Origin of the sequence: Corynebacterium epidermidicanis, assembly GCF_001021025.1 — a bacterium.
Lineage (GTDB): Bacteria > Actinomycetota > Actinomycetes > Mycobacteriales > Mycobacteriaceae > Corynebacterium > Corynebacterium epidermidicanis.
This window is the reverse complement of sequence record NZ_CP011541.1, coordinates 2,533,027-2,549,647: the sequence shown is the minus strand read 5'-3', so window position 1 is coordinate 2,549,647 and position 16,621 is coordinate 2,533,027. Positions and strand designations below refer to the sequence as shown.

General features: G+C 56.0%; 13 protein-coding genes, 1 tRNA gene and 3 rRNA genes. 11 read left to right on the top strand and 6 right to left on the bottom strand.

The window, feature by feature from the left end:
- Positions 1–2 precede the first annotated feature (2 nt).
- Positions 3–824 (top strand): fumarylacetoacetate hydrolase family protein, encoded by an 822-nt coding sequence (locus CEPID_RS11645; protein WP_047241100.1) that lies wholly within the window; start codon positions 3–5, stop codon positions 822–824.
- Between the two features lie 125 nt (positions 825–949).
- On the opposite strand, the gene CEPID_RS11640 is transcribed toward CEPID_RS11645, so the two are convergent.
- Together CEPID_RS11640 and CEPID_RS12635 are read right to left on the bottom strand one after the other, a co-directional pair.
- Entirely contained in the window at positions 950–2,140 is a 1,191-nt protein-coding gene (locus CEPID_RS11640) for an MFS transporter (RefSeq protein ID WP_047241099.1), read from the bottom strand.
- Between the two features lie 47 nt (positions 2,141–2,187).
- Positions 2,188–2,394, bottom strand: coding sequence for a heavy-metal-associated domain-containing protein (locus tag CEPID_RS12635; RefSeq protein WP_407921601.1), 207 nt, complete (start codon positions 2,392–2,394; stop codon positions 2,188–2,190).
- 254 nt (positions 2,395–2,648) lie between these two features.
- On the opposite strand from CEPID_RS12635, the gene trxA reads away from it, so the two are divergent.
- Positions 2,649–3,017: a thioredoxin gene (trxA, locus tag CEPID_RS11635; protein WP_047241098.1), complete on the top strand. Its 369-nt coding sequence runs from the start codon at positions 2,649–2,651 to the stop codon at positions 3,015–3,017.
- A gap of 237 nt (positions 3,018–3,254) precedes the next feature.
- Complete coding sequence (locus tag CEPID_RS11630; RefSeq protein ID WP_047241097.1) at positions 3,255–4,052, top strand: PspA/IM30 family protein; 798 nt, start codon at positions 3,255–3,257, stop codon at positions 4,050–4,052.
- A gap of 120 nt (positions 4,053–4,172) precedes the next feature.
- Here CEPID_RS11630 and CEPID_RS11625 read toward each other — a convergent pair whose 3' ends face one another.
- The gene (locus tag CEPID_RS11625) at positions 4,173–5,507 is read right to left on the bottom strand and encodes an NYN domain-containing protein (RefSeq protein ID WP_047241096.1); all 1,335 of its coding nucleotides are present in this window, start codon (positions 5,505–5,507) and stop codon (positions 4,173–4,175) included.
- A 263-nt stretch (positions 5,508–5,770) separates the two neighbouring features.
- On the opposite strand from CEPID_RS11625, the gene CEPID_RS11620 reads away from it, so the two are divergent.
- The 8 genes from CEPID_RS11620 (at position 5,771) to CEPID_RS11580 (ending at position 15,006) form a co-directional block, all read left to right on the top strand.
- Positions 5,771–6,154: a GntR family transcriptional regulator gene (locus CEPID_RS11620; protein WP_047241095.1), complete on the top strand. Its 384-nt coding sequence runs from the start codon at positions 5,771–5,773 to the stop codon at positions 6,152–6,154.
- Positions 6,151–7,002 carry an ATP-binding cassette domain-containing protein gene (locus CEPID_RS11615; protein WP_047241094.1) on the top strand — a complete coding sequence of 284 codons (852 nt, stop codon included), beginning with the start codon at positions 6,151–6,153 and terminating at the stop codon, positions 7,000–7,002. The genes CEPID_RS11620 and CEPID_RS11615 overlap by 4 nt, the downstream gene beginning before the upstream one ends.
- Entirely contained in the window at positions 7,003–7,995 is a 993-nt protein-coding gene (locus tag CEPID_RS11610) for a hypothetical protein (protein WP_047241093.1), read from the top strand.
- A gap of 192 nt (positions 7,996–8,187) precedes the next feature.
- Positions 8,188–9,413, top strand: a protein-coding gene (locus CEPID_RS11600) for an IS3 family transposase (RefSeq protein WP_144413386.1) whose coding sequence is annotated in 2 segments (ribosomal slippage) — positions 8,188–8,467 and positions 8,467–9,413 — 1,227 coding nt in all. Because the reading frame shifts where the segments join, the coding sequence is not laid out codon by codon here.
- A gap of 313 nt (positions 9,414–9,726) precedes the next feature.
- Positions 9,727–11,247, top strand: a 16S ribosomal RNA gene (locus CEPID_RS11595).
- 325 nt (positions 11,248–11,572) lie between these two features.
- Positions 11,573–14,649 (top strand): 23S ribosomal RNA (locus CEPID_RS11590).
- Between the two features lie 90 nt (positions 14,650–14,739).
- A 5S ribosomal RNA gene (rrf, locus tag CEPID_RS11585) occupies positions 14,740–14,856 on the top strand.
- Together the 16S, 23S and 5S rRNA genes with 1 tRNA gene alongside form the textbook arrangement of a ribosomal RNA operon.
- A gap of 77 nt (positions 14,857–14,933) precedes the next feature.
- Positions 14,934–15,006 (top strand) — tRNA-Ala (locus tag CEPID_RS11580).
- 74 nt (positions 15,007–15,080) lie between these two features.
- Here the strand turns inward: CEPID_RS11580 and CEPID_RS11575 are convergent.
- The 3 genes from CEPID_RS11575 to CEPID_RS11565 are packed head-to-tail and all read right to left on the bottom strand — an operon-like array spanning position 15,081 to position 16,561.
- A complete protein-coding gene (locus tag CEPID_RS11575) occupies positions 15,081–15,548 on the bottom strand; it encodes a carboxymuconolactone decarboxylase family protein (RefSeq protein WP_047241092.1) in 468 nt (155 codons plus the stop codon).
- Complete coding sequence (locus CEPID_RS11570) at positions 15,545–15,889, bottom strand: GNAT family N-acetyltransferase (protein ID WP_047241091.1); 345 nt, start codon at positions 15,887–15,889, stop codon at positions 15,545–15,547. The genes CEPID_RS11575 and CEPID_RS11570 overlap by 4 nt, the downstream gene beginning before the upstream one ends.
- A gap of 15 nt (positions 15,890–15,904) precedes the next feature.
- Positions 15,905–16,561: an isochorismatase family protein gene (locus CEPID_RS11565; protein WP_047241090.1), complete on the bottom strand. Its 657-nt coding sequence runs from the start codon at positions 16,559–16,561 to the stop codon at positions 15,905–15,907.
- Between the last annotated feature and the right edge of the window lie 60 nt (positions 16,562–16,621).

Below are 16,621 nucleotides of genomic sequence, written 5' to 3'. Positions count from 1 at the left end.
CCATGCGAATTGCTACCTTGCGCACGAACACCGGCACCCAAGCCATCATCGTGGACGGCCCAACCACCGCCCGCACCATCGAGGGCTTTTCCGACATCGGAGCACTGCTTAACGACGAACAGTGGTACGAGGTCCTGCTGGACGTAGAATCGGAGCAGTTCGAGTTCAATCCTGAGGATCTCGCTCCCGTGATCCCGCGACCAGGGAAAATCATCTGCGTTGGCTTGAACTACGCCAAGCACATCCGCGAGATGGGGCATGCGCAACCGGAAGTGCCCACGCTGTTCATCAAGTTCCCGGAAGCTCTCATCGGACCGTATGACGATGCCGAGGTGCCAGAGTTTGCCAATAAGTGCGCGGACTTTGAGGGCGAGATGGCCGTGGTGATCGGAGCCCCGGCACGCAACGTCGCAAAGCAGGATGCCGATGGTGTTATTGCTGGCTACACGATCATCAACGACTTCACCATGCGGGACTTCCAAAAGCAGACCCAGCAGTGGCACCAGGGGAAGTCCTTCGAAAATACCGCCGGTTTCGGCCCCTGGCTGGATGTCGATTTCCAACCCGGTGCTACGTTGACCACGCGCGTGGATGGCGAGGTCATGCAGCTGGATTCCACCGGTGATCTCATTTTCAGCCCGGGTGACCTTATCGAGTTCATCTCGCGGATTTACACGCTCCAGCCGGGCGATGTTATCGCTACCGGCACCCCAGAGGGGGTGGGGCACGCGCAGGACCCGAAGCGTTATCTTCGCGACGGCGAAACCGTCGAGATCGAGATCGATGGCCTCGGTTCAATCAAGAACCGCGTGAAATTCGTCTAGATTTCGACGACGGTTTTTCCGGCCTTGCCTTTACCGGAGCCGACTAGCTCGAGAGCAGCGGGGGAACCGTAAGATTTTAGGGTGTATGCGCGCATATCCGTCGACTCTAGTGGTCTTTGGGGGGTTTAGCGTGGCGAGTGTGACTTAATAACGTACGTGACCGGAAAGACCGACACCACGATAACCGCTGCTCCGAACAGGAAGATGTTGCTGTAGCCAAAGGCGGGCCCAAGTATCGAGAGCACGAATGGCGCAAAGAAACCCACATACGTCAGGGAATAGAACACGCTGATCAACGCGCCGAGATCGCCAGGTGGGGCGATGCGCTCGACCTCCCTTAACCCAGAGACCATCATCGTGCCATAGCTGCATCCTAAGAATACTGCTGCAACAAACATCCATCCCAGCCCGACGGAGTGGGCAATGTGCCAGGCCACGAGCATGCCGACGAACGCCAATCCCAGTCCGAGGACCGCGGGCGGGACGAATCCATCGCCCAGTTTTGACACCAATGGTTGAATGAAAACTCCGGACAGCATGGTTACCGCGGCGATGAGTCCAACGTAGGCGATTCGATGCGTCGTCTTGTCCGCGGTCAGACCTGCCAACGTGGCAAAAGAGGTCGTGGCGCAGCCGAAGGCCCAAGGTGCCCACGCGGCTACCGACCACAAGAACCTCGGTGTAAATGCCGCTGGTGGTAGCCGAAACGACGAGCGCTCTTTGGCTTCCCGGGCGGCTTCGGGCGTGTGCCACGCCAAGACTGCGATGACTGCAGCGCACACGAAATGCACCGCCCAGGGCAGCAGCATATTCCATGGCAGCCACTGCGCGATGGCGCCAGAGAAGAGAGGGCCGAGCCCGAACCCAGCTGAGGTGGCTACGGTCGCTCTCCGGGCCGCTACCGCAGCCGGACCAGTGGAAACTTCCTTTAGCCAGGCTGCTCCGGACGCCATGACGCAGCCGACGGAGATCCCGCAGACGAATCTTCCCAGGGTTAACAGGGCGATGCGGGCGGGGACGTCGATAAGTGCGGCTGCCCCGAGCAGAGCAGAAGCGGCCAACGAAGCGACGAAAGCGATGCGCATGAACCGGCGGCGGCCGAGTTGGTCGGAAAGTGGGCCGGCGATGAGGAGAGCAGGAATCAGTCCCAGCACGTACGCCCCGAGCAGGAAGGTGACGATGTGCTCGCTGAGCTGCGAGGAAATTCGATACACCTGGAGCATCGGGGCGTAGGCGTTGGCACCGGCGGCGATGATAAACATGCCGAGCGCGATCGGCAGCCAGGCGCGATCGCTATTCGCTGGCTTAACTGACATGTAACGCACGTTACATTACTAAGCCAAGCGGGGAAGAAATTTAGGGGTTAATTCTCGACGACGTGGTAGCCTGCTTCTTCGACCGCGTTCTTGATCGCGGCGTCGGTAAAGCCTTCGCCGGTCACGATCATCTGTCCGGTGGCGAAGTCGACTTCGACACCTTGAGTGCCCAGGACATCGTTGACTTCTTCAGCAACAGCCTTCGCGCAATGTTCGCAGGTCATTCCGTTAACGTGGTAATACTTCTGGCTCAATGTGCTACCCCTCTCGCGCGTGGATATAGTCTTGTTGCCTCCGCCACTTCGGCGAATGCGTGATTGCTTATCTGATTGTCATTATTGACCTGTCACCTACAAAAGGGAAAATTCGTGCTCGAGATCACACGGTGCTTGCCGGCTTGGTCGCGAGAGGGCGGTGGGAATATTCGCCACTTAGGTCTGGTTGATACCCTTGACAGCGACCACAGCTCGCAGACGTGTAAGCGAACGACAGACGAAAGAGGCCACCCATGGCAATTGTTAACCTGACCGAAGCTGACTTTGAATCCACCGTGATGGATAGCGGCATCGTCTTTGTGGATTTTTGGGCTACCTGGTGCGGCCCTTGTCGCCAGTTCGCGCCTATTTTTGAAAAGGTTTCTGAGAACAATGAAGACCTCGTTTTCGCCAAAGTAGATACCGATGCCAACCAGGGACTTGCCGGGGCATTGGAAATTCAATCTATCCCTACCTTGATGGCTTTCCGTGACGGCATCATGGTCTTCCGCCAGGCTGGAGTGTTGCCCGCAGCTGCGCTTGAAGATCTAGTTTCCCAGGTCAAGGCGCTAGACATGGATGACGTGCGTCGCCAGATCGCCGAGCAAAATAAGGAAAGCTAGCCTGCCTTATCGACGCGTTTCGCCCGCCCTATTCACTTCGGTACGGGTCGAAATAGGGTGGGCACGTAATTGCGCCCTGTTAGCACCACGCGTGCTCGCAGGGCGCTTTGTTTTGCCTATTAGTCCTGCACAAGACTCATAATCTCAGTACAATCGGCGATAACTTATTTGCGTTTCTTTAAGTTATTTCAGGCGCACGCCCTGCGCGAAAACCACGGTTAGAAAGAAGGCATCTCGATGGCAAATCCATTTGCAAAAGGTTGGAAATACCTAACCGCATCCTTGGATCAGAAAATCGATGAAAACGCCGATCCTAAGGTGCAAATTCAGCAAGCTACTGAGGCTGCCAAGAAGCAGCACCAACAAATTACTGAACACGCCGCTGCGGTGATTGGCAACCAGCGCCAGCTAGAAATGCAGCTTGATCGCCTGGTGAAGCAACAAGCGCAGCTCCAGGACAAGGCACGACAAGCCATCCAGCTAGCAGACTCGGCCACCGATCCGGCGGAGCAGGCGAAGTACACAAACACGGCGGAGATTTTTGCTTCGCAGTTGGTGGCTTGTGAGCAGCAGCTCGAGGACACTAAGGCGGTGTATTCGCAAGCCCAGGCCGCGGCTGAACAGGCTAAGAAGCAGCAGGCAGAATCGGAGATGCGACTGAAAGAGCAGCTCGCGCAGATCGATGAGTTGCGCGCCCAAGCTGACCAGGCTGCGATGCAAGAGTCCACCACCAAAGCGATGGACACGATCGGACAGTTCAAGGAAGATGACTCGGTGCCAACCCTTGATGAGGTGCGCGCCAAGATTGAACGTCGTTACGCCAATGCCTTGGGTGCCCAGGAGCTCACGGAGTCTTCGATGTCGGGCCGGATGGCGGAGATCCAACAGGCTGGGACTGATTTCAAGGCCAATGCACGTTTGGAAGAGATCCGAGCCGAGCTCAATAAGGGCAAGTCCGGGGAACTGACCAGTGGTGCCGATGCTGACACTGCAGCCAAGCCGGAAGGCGAGGCGGAGAGCAAGCCTGAGGTTTAACCGTAGGTGTCATTGCGGGAGCTTGGAAGCGAACGAAGCCGCTACTGAGGATTTCTTCCTAGGTAGCGGCTTGGTTTTTGGGGCGCCCGGCGGCCTGCGGCGTGGGGCACCTGGGCTGCGTTATTGCCCTCGGTTGAGATTGATGAGCACGCCCCGGATCCCGGAGTGGAAGCCGTCGCGCAAGCTCACTCGCTGGGATTCGGTGAGCGTGTATTCGTGCAGTGTTTCGCAGGCGAACTGCAGCAATGGTCGGTCAATCTCGGGGGGAAGTCCGCCGCCGGAGAATAGGTGGGCGTTGTCACGCTGCTCGTTTGAAGCAGCATTGTCATACCACCACGAGGCATACTGTTGGCCGACGTCGTAAGGAGTTTGGAATCCTGCGGATGCCCATACTTCATTGGGAAGCGGTACGTAGCGCGAGCGTAGCTTGCGGCGAGGTGCCATCATCGACGGGCTCGGTGCTGGACGTGGACGATCGTCGGTATCGGCGGAATCCGTGCTGCTCGGCGCATCGTTGTTGTTGAGCTGAGTGCGCAGCTTTTCCTCTACCTCGGATGCCTGAGCGGCTTCTGCTTGCTGTGCTAGCAGTGCCGGAGAAGGAACAGTTATTGTGGCGGGTTTTGGACCCGGAGCTGGCTTTGCGGTGCCTTCGTCTTCGATGCAGTGCTTCGGTGGCGCGGGTTCTGCAGCTGGGCTAGCCACGACGGGAGCGTCGGTGGAAATGCTGGTGTCGGCTTGCTCGACGTGGCTGAGCTGTGCCGATTGCGCTCGAGCGTCGTCCTCCGTGGCAGGTTCTCCGGGGCGGGTGGGGAAGTGTGCCTCGGCGTCGTTGTAGCTGGTGGTGCCGTCGTTGTCGATCGGTTCGGCGTCGCCAATTGGCTTGGTACGCACGACTGGAGGCAGTGGCCCTTCCAGCGGCTGGAGTTGCATGCACTCCGCGAAGTCTTCTCGGGGGTCCAGGATGGTGGTGGAATCGCAGGCGTGGCGCAGCGCTGACGACATGGAATCCCAGCCAAATCCGTACAAGTGTACTCGGACGCCTGCGTTGACGGCCTCTTGCACGCCGGGGATCATGTCGGCATCGCCGGAAACCAGCACGATGTCGGAGCACGTTCCCCGGACGCCGGCGAGTACGAGGTCTGCTACGAGTCGGGTGTCTACGGCCTTTTGGGTGCGCCGTTCGCCCCATTCAATGAGTTGGCCTGCGCGGAGCTGCACGCCGTCGCAGGTACGGAGTGCTCGTTGGTAACGGTGTGGGCCGGTATCTGGGATGCCGTCGTACCAGAACTGGCGATGGATAGGTTGTCCGATTTGAGTGGAGATCATGTTGCCGAGGACGGCAACGACCTCGGGTAGATCAATTTCTAATTGTGCTCTAGCTCCGGTTTCCCATGAGTTGTAAAAACTGGCGAGTAGGTAAGAGGTGTCCACAAACACTTGTGTGCGCTCAAGCATGGCTCCTAATTTCCGTTCATTTTTTGTAACTAAAGTTTGTTAGCTTCCAGCATGCCTTAAAACGCAGAAAAAGGGGTAAAAATTTCCGGTCCGCGGGTGGGGCTTCTGCGGGATTTGGGGAAGATTTGGAGGGTGTGCGCAGGTGTTTTTACCCGCGGAGTGGGGTTCCATAATTTTTTCCACAATTCGGGGGGTTGCGCCACGCGCCACCAAGGTTATATGGTTAGTTACATGAGTAACCAACCAACTAGCTAGGACGTGTCGTGGACGAATCAGCCGCACCTTTGTTTCGCCAAATTGCTGACCTGGTCGAAGATTCCATCCTCGACGGGACCCTGAGACCAGGCGACCGAGCACCTTCCACCAACGAACTATCCAGTTTCCATCGCATAAACCCAGCCACCGCACGCAAAGGACTGACATTGCTTGTCGACGCCGGCGTGCTCGAAAAACGCAGAGGGATCGGAATGTTTGTCACCGAAGCAGCCCACAGTTTGATTGTCGAACGGCGTCGAGAAGCTTTCCCGGCCACCTACCTTGCCCCGCTCGTGGACGAGGCGGTCAAGCTCGAGATGTCCCGGACGGATCTGCACGAACTCATCGACCGAGTCGCGGAATCCCGCGGTCTCTACCAGGAGCAACCATGATTAGAGCGCAAAACCTCACTGTCTCATATCAACAACCTGTCTTGACCGAGCTTGACCTCGTGCTGGAGGAAGGGCTGATCCACGGGTTGGTCGGCCCGAACGGTTCGGGAAAGACCACGTTGATGCGGGTGCTGGCCGGCCAGCAAAAATACCAAGGCTCGGTGCGGGCGTTTGGAAACGAAGTCTTCGATAATGAAGCCACGATGTCGCGCACGATCCTCGCTGGTAATGACCTCACCATCATGCCGAGGTGGAGCGCCAAGCGCCTGTTCGGCCTCGGTGCGCAGCGCTGGACGAGCTTCGATGAAGCGCGCGCCTATGAGCTGGCGCAGATTTTTGACCTCGACGTGAAGAAGCCGAACCAGCAGCTGTCCTTGGGGCAGCGCTCGGCAATGTTCGTCTGCTTCGGGCTCGCGTCTCGCTGTGACGTCACCCTGCTCGACGAGCCATATCTCGGTATCGACGCCGAACGACGCGAGCTGCTCTACCGCCTCATACTTGAGGAACAGCAGCTAAAGCCTCGCACCTTCCTCATCTCTACGCACCACATCAACGAAACCGCCCGTGTGCTGGATGCCGTGCACTTGCTTTACGACGGCCGGATCCCACTGTCAGCAACGTCCCCCGAACTGCAAGAAAGGGTCGTCGCACTCACCGGGCCAACCAGCAAACTAGAACTTCTAGGTGGCAACATCCTAGGCCAGGAAGATGCCGCTGGATACAGCCGAGTCCTGGTTGACGCAGCCAAACTCGACCGCATACCCAGCGGTTTCCGCTCGGAGAATGTAGACCTGGAGACGGCCGTGCTCGCGCTCTCGCGCCAACTCGAAAGAGCGGAGGCGAGCTAAATGAAATTCCGCTTTCAACTCATCTTTGAGCCTGCTTTCTTGCCACTGCAGCTGATGTGTCTTCTTTATGGTGCAGTAATACATATCGACGGGCCCTTGACGCCGCTAGTGCTGACGATCTGGCACTTCGTGCTCCCCTGGCTCACCGGAGTCGTGGAGGTAAAGTATCGGGCGCTCAACCTCACGCATAAGCAATGGTTGCGTGACTATCTCATCGCTTCCGCCTTCTTTGGCGTGTTGATGCTCGTGCTTCCCTACATCTTCGGCAATGAACGCCCGTTAGGCTACATGTTGGTCTTTGTGGTCGGGGTCGCTGTCGGAATGTGGCTGAACAGCAAAAATTTGGCTGGATCAAGGCGTATCTGGGGTGGTGTAAGCGCCACCAATCGACCAACCTCTCCAGCTTGGCTGGGCAGCGTGCTGGCACCAATGGTGGCGCCCTGGCTGGTATTTGCCTTCATCGCGCTAGTGATTTTGGTGGTGGCGATCCGACAGGACACTGCTCTGGAAGATCTAGCCGGGTTCCTCGGAATGGGTGTAGCACTGCTCTGGATCGCCCCGCTATGGAGCTTCACCAACCTGCAGTCCTGGGTAGCCCTAGGTCGCCCGCGCGAACAGTGGATCAAACTGGCTTGGCTTAGCGACGCCGTGGCGCTCGCACTCCTCCTGGGCCTAACGACGCTATATTGGCTCACCTTCCAGCCGCCCATCTCGGCACTCGGGCTCGCACTTATGGTGCTTGCATCGCTACTGCCGACGCTTTCCTTGATGAACGTCGTTGTTTTTCAAGCCAAGGCCTGGGTGGTGTGCGCGGGAATCGGCGTGGCGTCCGGGGCAACCGGAATGGTGGGGATCTGGCTAGCGGTGATCTGGGAGAACTCGGCACTGTTTTACGTTGTCGCTGTAACCCTAATTGGCGTCGGGTTCATTCTCGAAGGTCCGGTCCGCCGTCGGGTAACCCAAAACCATGTGCCTAGGCGCGCCATTCTTTAGTTGAAAATACGTCATCTGAGCTGGGTGTTTGTGTTTTGTTTGGGTGGTGTGTAACTTTATGTGGGTCAGCGCGACCGACAACGCCCCGCTTTGTGAGTGTGTGGCGGTAGGAAAACATGTTGCTGGCTGTCTCCTTTACTTTGTTGAAGCGTCCTGGGTTTTGTTCCTACTCACTTTTGAGAGGATTGGAACATGGCCAAGAGGTATTCACAGGAGTTCAAGGATCGCGCGGTGCGGATGCTGATCGATCGTTTAGCCGATGATGGCTCGTGTTCTCAGTGGCAGGCGGTCAATGAGATCGCACCGAAGCTAGGGATCGCGAATGAATCGCTGCGCCGCTGGTACGAGCAGCATTTAGTGAACGCGGGTGAACGGCAGGGGCTTACGCGTGAAGAGCATGAGGAGATTAAACGGCTCAAACGCGAGGTTGCGGAGTTGCGGCGGGCGAATGAGATTTTGAAGACTGCTTCGGCTTTTTTCGCAGCGGAGCTCGACCGTCCGGCCCGATAATGATTGCTTATATTGATGAGTATAGGGATCGTTTCGGGGTCGAGCCGATTTGCCGGGTATTGGGCGTGAGTCTGGAGGGAGGGTTTATCACCTCTCGTGGCTACCGGCTGGCGAAGAGCAGGCCAGCGAGCGCCAGAAGCATACGAGACAGGATCCTGATCGATGAGCTCAAGAAGATCCACACCAAGAATTACAGCGTCTACGGGGTGCGGAAGATGTGGCATGCAGTGCGGCGTGCTGGTTGGGATGTTGGCCGTGACCAGGTGGCTCGGCTCATGAGAATCGGTGGAATTGAGGGTGTTCGCCGGGGACGCGCCCCAATCACAACCCGGCCCGTTCAGGAAGTAGATTCTCGTCCGGATCTGGTCAATCGGCAGTTCAAGGCCAGTAGGCCCAACCAGCTGTGGGTTGCTGATATCACGTATGTACGAACCCTATCCGGCTTCGTGTATACAGCGTTCGTTACTGATGTGTATAGCCGCAAGATTGTGGGTTGGGCGACGCGTTCTTCGATGAAAACCGAGGCGCTACCACTAGAGGCACTCGAGCAGGCCATTCAGGGAGCGAAAGATACTCTGGTGGATCTGACGCATCATTCCGATCATGGCTCGCAATACACGAGTGTTGCCTACAACGAGAAACTCGCTGACTACGGGATCAAGCCCTCCACCGGGAGCGTGGGTGATTCCTACGATAACGCGCTAGCCGAGGCTGTCAACGGCCTGTACAAAGCCGAGCTGATCTATTCCCAGCCCTGGTTCTCACTGACCGAGGTCGAGTTTGCGACGTTGAACTGGGTCCACTGGTGGAACCACGAGCGCCTCCACGAAGCCCTCGGATATAAGAGCCCTGCAGAGATCATCGATATGTATAATCACACCCGGGTCAGCGAGCTGACCCCCGTATAAGAAGCGGAACAAAACCCAGGACGCTTCATTGTGGCCATGTTGTGTGGTTGCTGGTGGGGTGTGCGTGTGTTGTTTGAGAACTCAATAGTGTGCCAAGTACTTTTTTTGTTTTTGGTTGTGTGTTGGTGCCGGCAGGCCAGGAGTGGTCTGTGTAAGCATTAGTACTCAATTTTTTGTGGTGGCGGGTTTTTCCTCGTCGGATCTGTTTGTCATCACGTTTTTTTTGGACAATTTAGTGAATTTTTTTTTGCTGGTTGTTTGTTTTTGTCAGGTAGTTGGGCTTTTCTTGAGTTCTGATTATTTTGATCGTTCTTTTATGGAGAGTTTGATCCTGGCTCAGGATGAACGCTGGCGGCGTGCTTAACACATGCAAGTCGAACGGAAAGGCCCTGCTTGCGGGGTACTCGAGTGGCGAACGGGTGAGTAACACGTGGGTGATCTGCCCTGCACTTTGGGATAAGCCTGGGAAACTGGGTCTAATACTGAATATTCACCATGCTTTAGTGTGTGTGGTGGAAAGCTTTTGCGGTGTGGGATGAGCTCGCGGCCTATCAGCTTGTTGGTGGGGTAATGGCCTACCAAGGCGTCGACGGGTAGCCGGCCTGAGAGGGTGTACGGCCACATTGGGACTGAGATACGGCCCAGACTCCTACGGGAGGCAGCAGTGGGGAATATTGCACAATGGGCGCAAGCCTGATGCAGCGACGCCGCGTGGGGGATGACGGCCTTCGGGTTGTAAACCTCTTTCGACAGGGACGAAGCGTTATGTGACGGTACCTGTATAAGAAGCACCGGCTAACTACGTGCCAGCAGCCGCGGTAATACGTAGGGTGCGAGCGTTGTCCGGAATTACTGGGCGTAAAGAGCTCGTAGGTGGTTTGTCGCGTCGTCTGTGAAATCCCGGGGCTTAACTTCGGGCGTGCAGGCGATACGGGCATAACTTGAGTGCTGTAGGGGAGACTGGAATTCCTGGTGTAGCGGTGAAATGCGCAGATATCAGGAGGAACACCGATGGCGAAGGCAGGTCTCTGGGCAGTAACTGACGCTGAGGAGCGAAAGCATGGGTAGCGAACAGGATTAGATACCCTGGTAGTCCATGCTGTAAACGGTGGGCGCTAGGTGTAGGGGTCTTCCACGACTTCTGTGCCGTAGCTAACGCATTAAGCGCCCCGCCTGGGGAGTACGGCCGCAAGGCTAAAACTCAAAGGAATTGACGGGGGCCCGCACAAGCGGCGGAGCATGTGGATTAATTCGATGCAACGCGAAGAACCTTACCTGGGCTTGACATACATCAGATAGGCGTAGAGATACGTCCTCCCTTGTGGTTGGTGTACAGGTGGTGCATGGTTGTCGTCAGCTCGTGTCGTGAGATGTTGGGTTAAGTCCCGCAACGAGCGCAACCCTTGTCTTATGTTGCCAGCACGTGATGGTGGGGACTCATGAGAGACTGCCGGGGTTAACTCGGAGGAAGGTGGGGATGACGTCAAATCATCATGCCCCTTATGTCCAGGGCTTCACACATGCTACAATGGTCGGTACAACGCGTTGCGAGCCTGTGAGGGTGAGCTAATCGCTGAAAGCCGGCCTCAGTTCGGATTGGGGTCTGCAACTCGACCCCATGAAGTCGGAGTCGCTAGTAATCGCAGATCAGCAACGCTGCGGTGAATACGTTCCCGGGCCTTGTACACACCGCCCGTCACGTCATGAAAGTCGGTAACACCCGAAGCCAGTGGCCTAACCCTTGTGGGGGGAGCTGTCGAAGGTGGGATCGGTGATTGGGACGAAGTCGTAACAAGGTAGCCGTACCGGAAGGTGCGGCTGGATCACCTCCTTTCTATGGAGTTTTATTTTTATGGGCCTGTGGTTGCAGGCTTGTTTTTCGCTGCTTGAGTAAACGAGTGTTTTACTGGTGGTGTTGTAATCGGGTGGAGGCCAACCCCGCGCCGTGGTGGTGTGGGTTGTCATGATCAAAAATTGTGTGTGCTTGGTGCGCTGTTGGGTGTCTGGGGCATGCATTCGTGTGTTTCCTGTGTGTGGCTGTCTGTGCTGTGCTGCCGTGTTGGTGGTGTGGTGTGGGTGGTTGTGCGTGTTGTGTGAGAACTGTATAGTGGACGCGAGCATTTTTCTTTATTTTTTGTGTTTTAGTGTTTTTTGTGTGTTGGTTTTTTAGTAAGAGCACATGGTGGATGCCTTGGCATACTGAGCCGATGAAGGACGTGTAAGGCTGCGATAAGCCTCGGGGAGTTGCCAATAGAGCGTTGATCCGAGGGTGTCCGAATGGGGAAACCCAGCCACGGTTGTGTGTGGTTACCTGCCCATGAATCTATAGTGGGTGTGGGGGTTGACGCGGGGAAGTGAAACATCTCAGTACCCGTAGGAGAAGAAAACAAGTGTGATTCCGTTAGTAGTGGCGAGCGAACGCGGATGGTGGCTAAACTGCATGCGTGTGATACCCGGCAGGGGTTGCGTGTGTGGGGTTGTGGGGAGTGATTGTTGTGGTGCTGCCGTGCCACTCATGATGTCAATGTGTGTTAGGGGAAGTGGTGTGGAAACGCCTGCCGTAGACGGTGAGAGCCCGGTACCTGAAAATGCGTGTTGGTTGTGTGATTGCTTTCCCGAGTAGCAGCGGGCCCGTGAAATCTGCTGTGAATCTGCCGGGACCACCCGGTAAGCCTGAATACTCAGTGTGACCGATAGCGGATTAGTACCGTGAGGGAATGGTGAAAAGTACCCCGGGAGGGGAGTGAAATAGTACCTGAAACCATGTGCTTACAATCCGTCAGAGCCTCTTTGTGGGGTGATGGCGTGCCTTTTGAAGAATGAGCCTGCGAGTCAGCGGCATGTCGCGAGGTTAACCCGTTGTGGGGGAGTCGTAGCGAAAGCGAATACTAACTAGTGTGTTTTTAGTGGCATGTCTTGGACCCGAAGCGGGGTGATCTACCCATGGCCAGTGTGAAGCAGCTGTAAGAGGTTGTGGAGGCGCGAACCCACTTAGGTTGAAAACTGAGGGGATGAGTTGTGGGTAGGGGTGAAAGGCCAATCAAACTCCGTGATAGCTGGTTCTCCCCGAAATGCATTTAGGTGCAGCGTTGTGTGTTCCTTTGTGGAGGTAGAGCTACTGGTTGGTTTAGCGGGACTATCATCTTAGCGACGTCAGCCAAACTCCGAATGCCATAAAGAGCAGCATGGCAGTGAGACTGCGGGGGATAAGCTTCGTAGTCGAGAGGGAAACAGCCCAGATCGCCGGTTAAGGTCCCTAAGGGTGTACTAAGTGGAAAAGGATGTGGGATCGCGAAGACAACCAGGAGGTTGGCTTAGAAGCAGCCATCCTTGAAAGAGTGCGTAATAGCTCACTGGTCGAGTGGTTCTGCGCCGACAATGTAGTGGGGCTCAAGTACACCACCGAAACCGCGGCAACCATCTTTTGGTGGTTGGGTAGGGGAGCGTCGTGCACGTGGTGAAGCAGTAGGGTGACCTGATTGTGGAGTGTGTGCGAGTGAGAATGCAGGCATGAGTAACGAATGATAAGTGAGAAACTTATCCGCTGGATGACTAAGGGTTCCTGGGTCAAGCTAATCTTCCCAGGGTGAGTCGGGGCCTAAGGCGAGGCCGACAGGCGTAGTCGATGGATAACGGGTTGATATTCCCGTACCCGAGTGTGCGCGCCAAAGGTGAATCAGTGATACTAACCACCCAAAGCCGTGGCTATAAGTGTCTTTGACATTGTGGTTGTGGTGATGCGTGGGGCCTGATCTGGTAGTAGCTTAGTGATGGGGTGACGCAGTGAGGTAGCCGAGCCACTTATTGGATTGTGGTGTAAGCGTGTAGCCTGCAGCCTAGGTAAATCCGGGACTGCATGTAAAGGGTGAGGCGTGATGCGTAGACCGTTTGGTTGATGTTGGTGATCCTGTACTGTCGAGAAAAGCCTCTAGCGATGTGCATATTCGGCCCGTACCCCAAACCGACACAGGTAGTCAGGTAGAGAATACTAAGGCGTTCGGGTGAACTGTGGTTAAGGAACTCGGCAAAATGCCCCCGTAACTTCGGGAGAAGGGGGACCACGACTGGTGACAAACTGGTTTCGAGCTGGTTGTGGTCGCAGAGAATAGAGGGAAGCGACTGTTTATTAAAAACACAGGTCCGTGCGAAGACGATAAGTCGATGTATACGGACTGACGCCTGCCCGGTGCTGGAAGGTTAAGAGGACCTGTTAGGTGGTAACACCGAAGCGGAGAATTTAAGCCCCAGTAAACGGCGGTGGTAACTATAACCATCCTAAGGTAGCGAAATTCCTTGTCGGGTAAGTTCCGACCTGCACGAATGGCGTAACGACTTCCCTGCTGTCTCAACCACAGGCCCGGTGAAATTGCAGTACGAGTAAAGATGCTCGTTACGCGCGGCAGGACGAAAAGACCCCGGGACCTTCACTATAGCTTGGTATTGGTGTTCGGTACGGTTTGTGTAGGATAGGTGGGAGACTGTGATCACATGACGCTAGTTGTGTGTGAGTCGTTGTTGAAATACCACTCTGATCGTATTGGACATCTCAACCTCGGCCCATGATCTGGGTTAGGGACAGTGCCTGGTGGGTAGTTTAACTGGGGCGGTTGCCTCCCAAAGAGTAACGGAGGCGCCCAAAGGTTCCCTCAGCCTGGTTGGCAATCAGGTGGTGAGTGTAAGTGCACAAGGGAGCTTGACTGTGAGACTGACAGGTCGAGCAGGGACGAAAGTCGGGACTAGTGATCCGGCACTGGCTTGTGGAAGCGGTGTCGCTCAACGGATAAAAGGTACCCCGGGGATAACAGGCTGATCTTCCCCAAGAGTCCATATCGACGGGATGGTTTGGCACCTCGATGTCGGCTCGTCGCATCCTGGGGCTGGAGTAGGTCCCAAGGGTTGGGCTGTTCGCCCATTAAAGCGGCACGCGAGCTGGGTTTAGAACGTCGTGAGACAGTTCGGTCTCTATCCGCCGCGCGCGTTGAAACTTGAGAAAGGCTGTCCCTAGTACGAGAGGACCGGGACGGACGTACCTCTGGTGTGCCAGTTGTACCGCCAGGTGCATGGCTGGTTGGCTACGTACGGAAGGGATAACCGCTGAAAGCATCTAAGCGGGAAGCCTGTTTCAAGATAAGGTTTCTTTCGAGGTTCCCCATAGACTATGGGGTTGATAGGCCAGATCTGGAAGCACAGCAATGTGTGCAGGTGACTGGTACTAATACACCAACAAAAAACCAACAACACCCAACAACAAACACAAAACAAGAACAAAAAGCACGCGTCCACTATGCAGTAACTGACACAACACCACACACACAAACAAAGATGTGTCGGTGGCAACAGCGGTGGGGTAACGCCCGGTCCCATTCCGAACCCGGAAGCTAAGCCCACCAGCGCCGATGGTACTGCACCCGGGAGGGTGTGGGAGAGTAGGTCACCGCCGACCAAAAAACTTAAAAACCACGTGCAAGGCCCGAAACAAACACACCATTTGTTCTCGGGCCTTGCACACCCTTACAACACGGGGCATTAGCTCAATTGGTAGAGCATCTGCTTTGCAAGCAGAAGGTCAGGAGTTCGATTCTCCTATGCTCCACAAAACACAAACAATCCGGTAGCAACCACAACCTGTGGCCCGCTACCGGATTCCTTGCATCCCTACCGCAACGACTAGCCTTCACGCGTCCCCAACGCAGGGTGCCCACTCAAAATCGATACCCGATTAAAGGCGTTGATCACTACGGCAACCCATTCCGCGGCAGCCACTTCAGCCGTCGATAAGCAGCTGCTGAGCTGGTCGAATTCTGGGTCTAACGGCCGTGCGGGATTCATGATCGTCGCTAGTTCTGCGATCTGCAGGAAGGCCCGCTCGCGGTCGCTAAACACGTTTGCTTCGCGCCATGCCGGCAGCACATCGAGCTTTTGCTGGGACACACCAGCTTTTCGTGCCGCCGGCACGTGCAAGCTCAGGCACGTGACGCAGCCGTTGAGCTGGGAGCACCGAGTGTTGATGAGCTCGATGGTCGCAACGTCAAGGCCCACTGCCAGTGCATTTTCCCGCGCCATCTTGGCAGCCTGGAACATGGCCTTATACGTTGCGTTGTCGGTTTTGTCGAGATATGGACGGTTTGGTTTCACAGATTGGACCTTACAAAATCAATGTCGGCGGTGGTGGGCTTGCGGACCTCGCCACCCAGTTCCTCTGGGTGATGAGTAACGTAGTGCTTTACCGCGGGGCACACCGGTACTACTGTCTTGCCTTCATTGAAAGTGTCATCTAGTGCGGTTGCGATCAGTACGGTCGCTAGGCCGCGGCCACTGAATTCATCACCGATTTCGGTGTGATAGAACACGCGCTCGTTCTCATGCTCCATGAAACAGGTCGCGCCAAGCTTATTGCCGGCATCGTCGCGAATCACGTAGGAGCTGTCCTCCTTAGTGACATCGACTTCAGCGCCAGTCTTGTCTTTCAAAGTCATTTCTTCTCCTCAGTTCTAGTTGTGGAACAAATCGCCCGATGCTGCCCCAATGGCACGCTTGCGCCGGAAGTAGTCATTAATGATGACGCGGTACTTGTCTGCGTCCTCGCGAGCCCAATTGCGCATCAGCTCGCACCCCAAGGCTAGCGACGTAATCGGCTGCGCGCCCGCCTGGAGCATGCGCTGGATCGCGGTTTCGTGGGTCACCGATGACACGCCACCTACAGCGTCAATGACCGGGTAGATCTCATATCCTTCGCGGAGCATGTCGAGCGTCGGAAAGGCGAGGCAGACCTCGGTCCACAGTCCAGCCATCACGATCTTCTTCTTGCCGGTGGCCTCGATGGCTGCGCGGAAGTCAGCATCTTCCCAGCTATTAACACCAGTTCGGTCAATCTGTTCCACACCTGGCAGCTCCCGCATGATTTCCGGGACGGTTGCCTCGTTGACGCCCATATCGACGGCGACTGTGGTCACCACGGTAGGAATCTCGTAAGCGGTGGCGAGTTTGGCCAGGGTGACAGCACCAAGGTTGATCTCCTTCGAGGTGGCTGACCCCACGGTGGCGTACTGGCCTTCTTGGAAGTCAATGAAGACGATGGCGCAATTTTCTGGCGTCAATAGGTGGTCATCCTGCTGATCGCGAATTGGCTCTGGCGCTAGCTTTAGCATGTATTCTCCTTAATAGTGAGCGACGTGGGCAGCGGTAGATCAAGCTTTGCCGCCATTTGC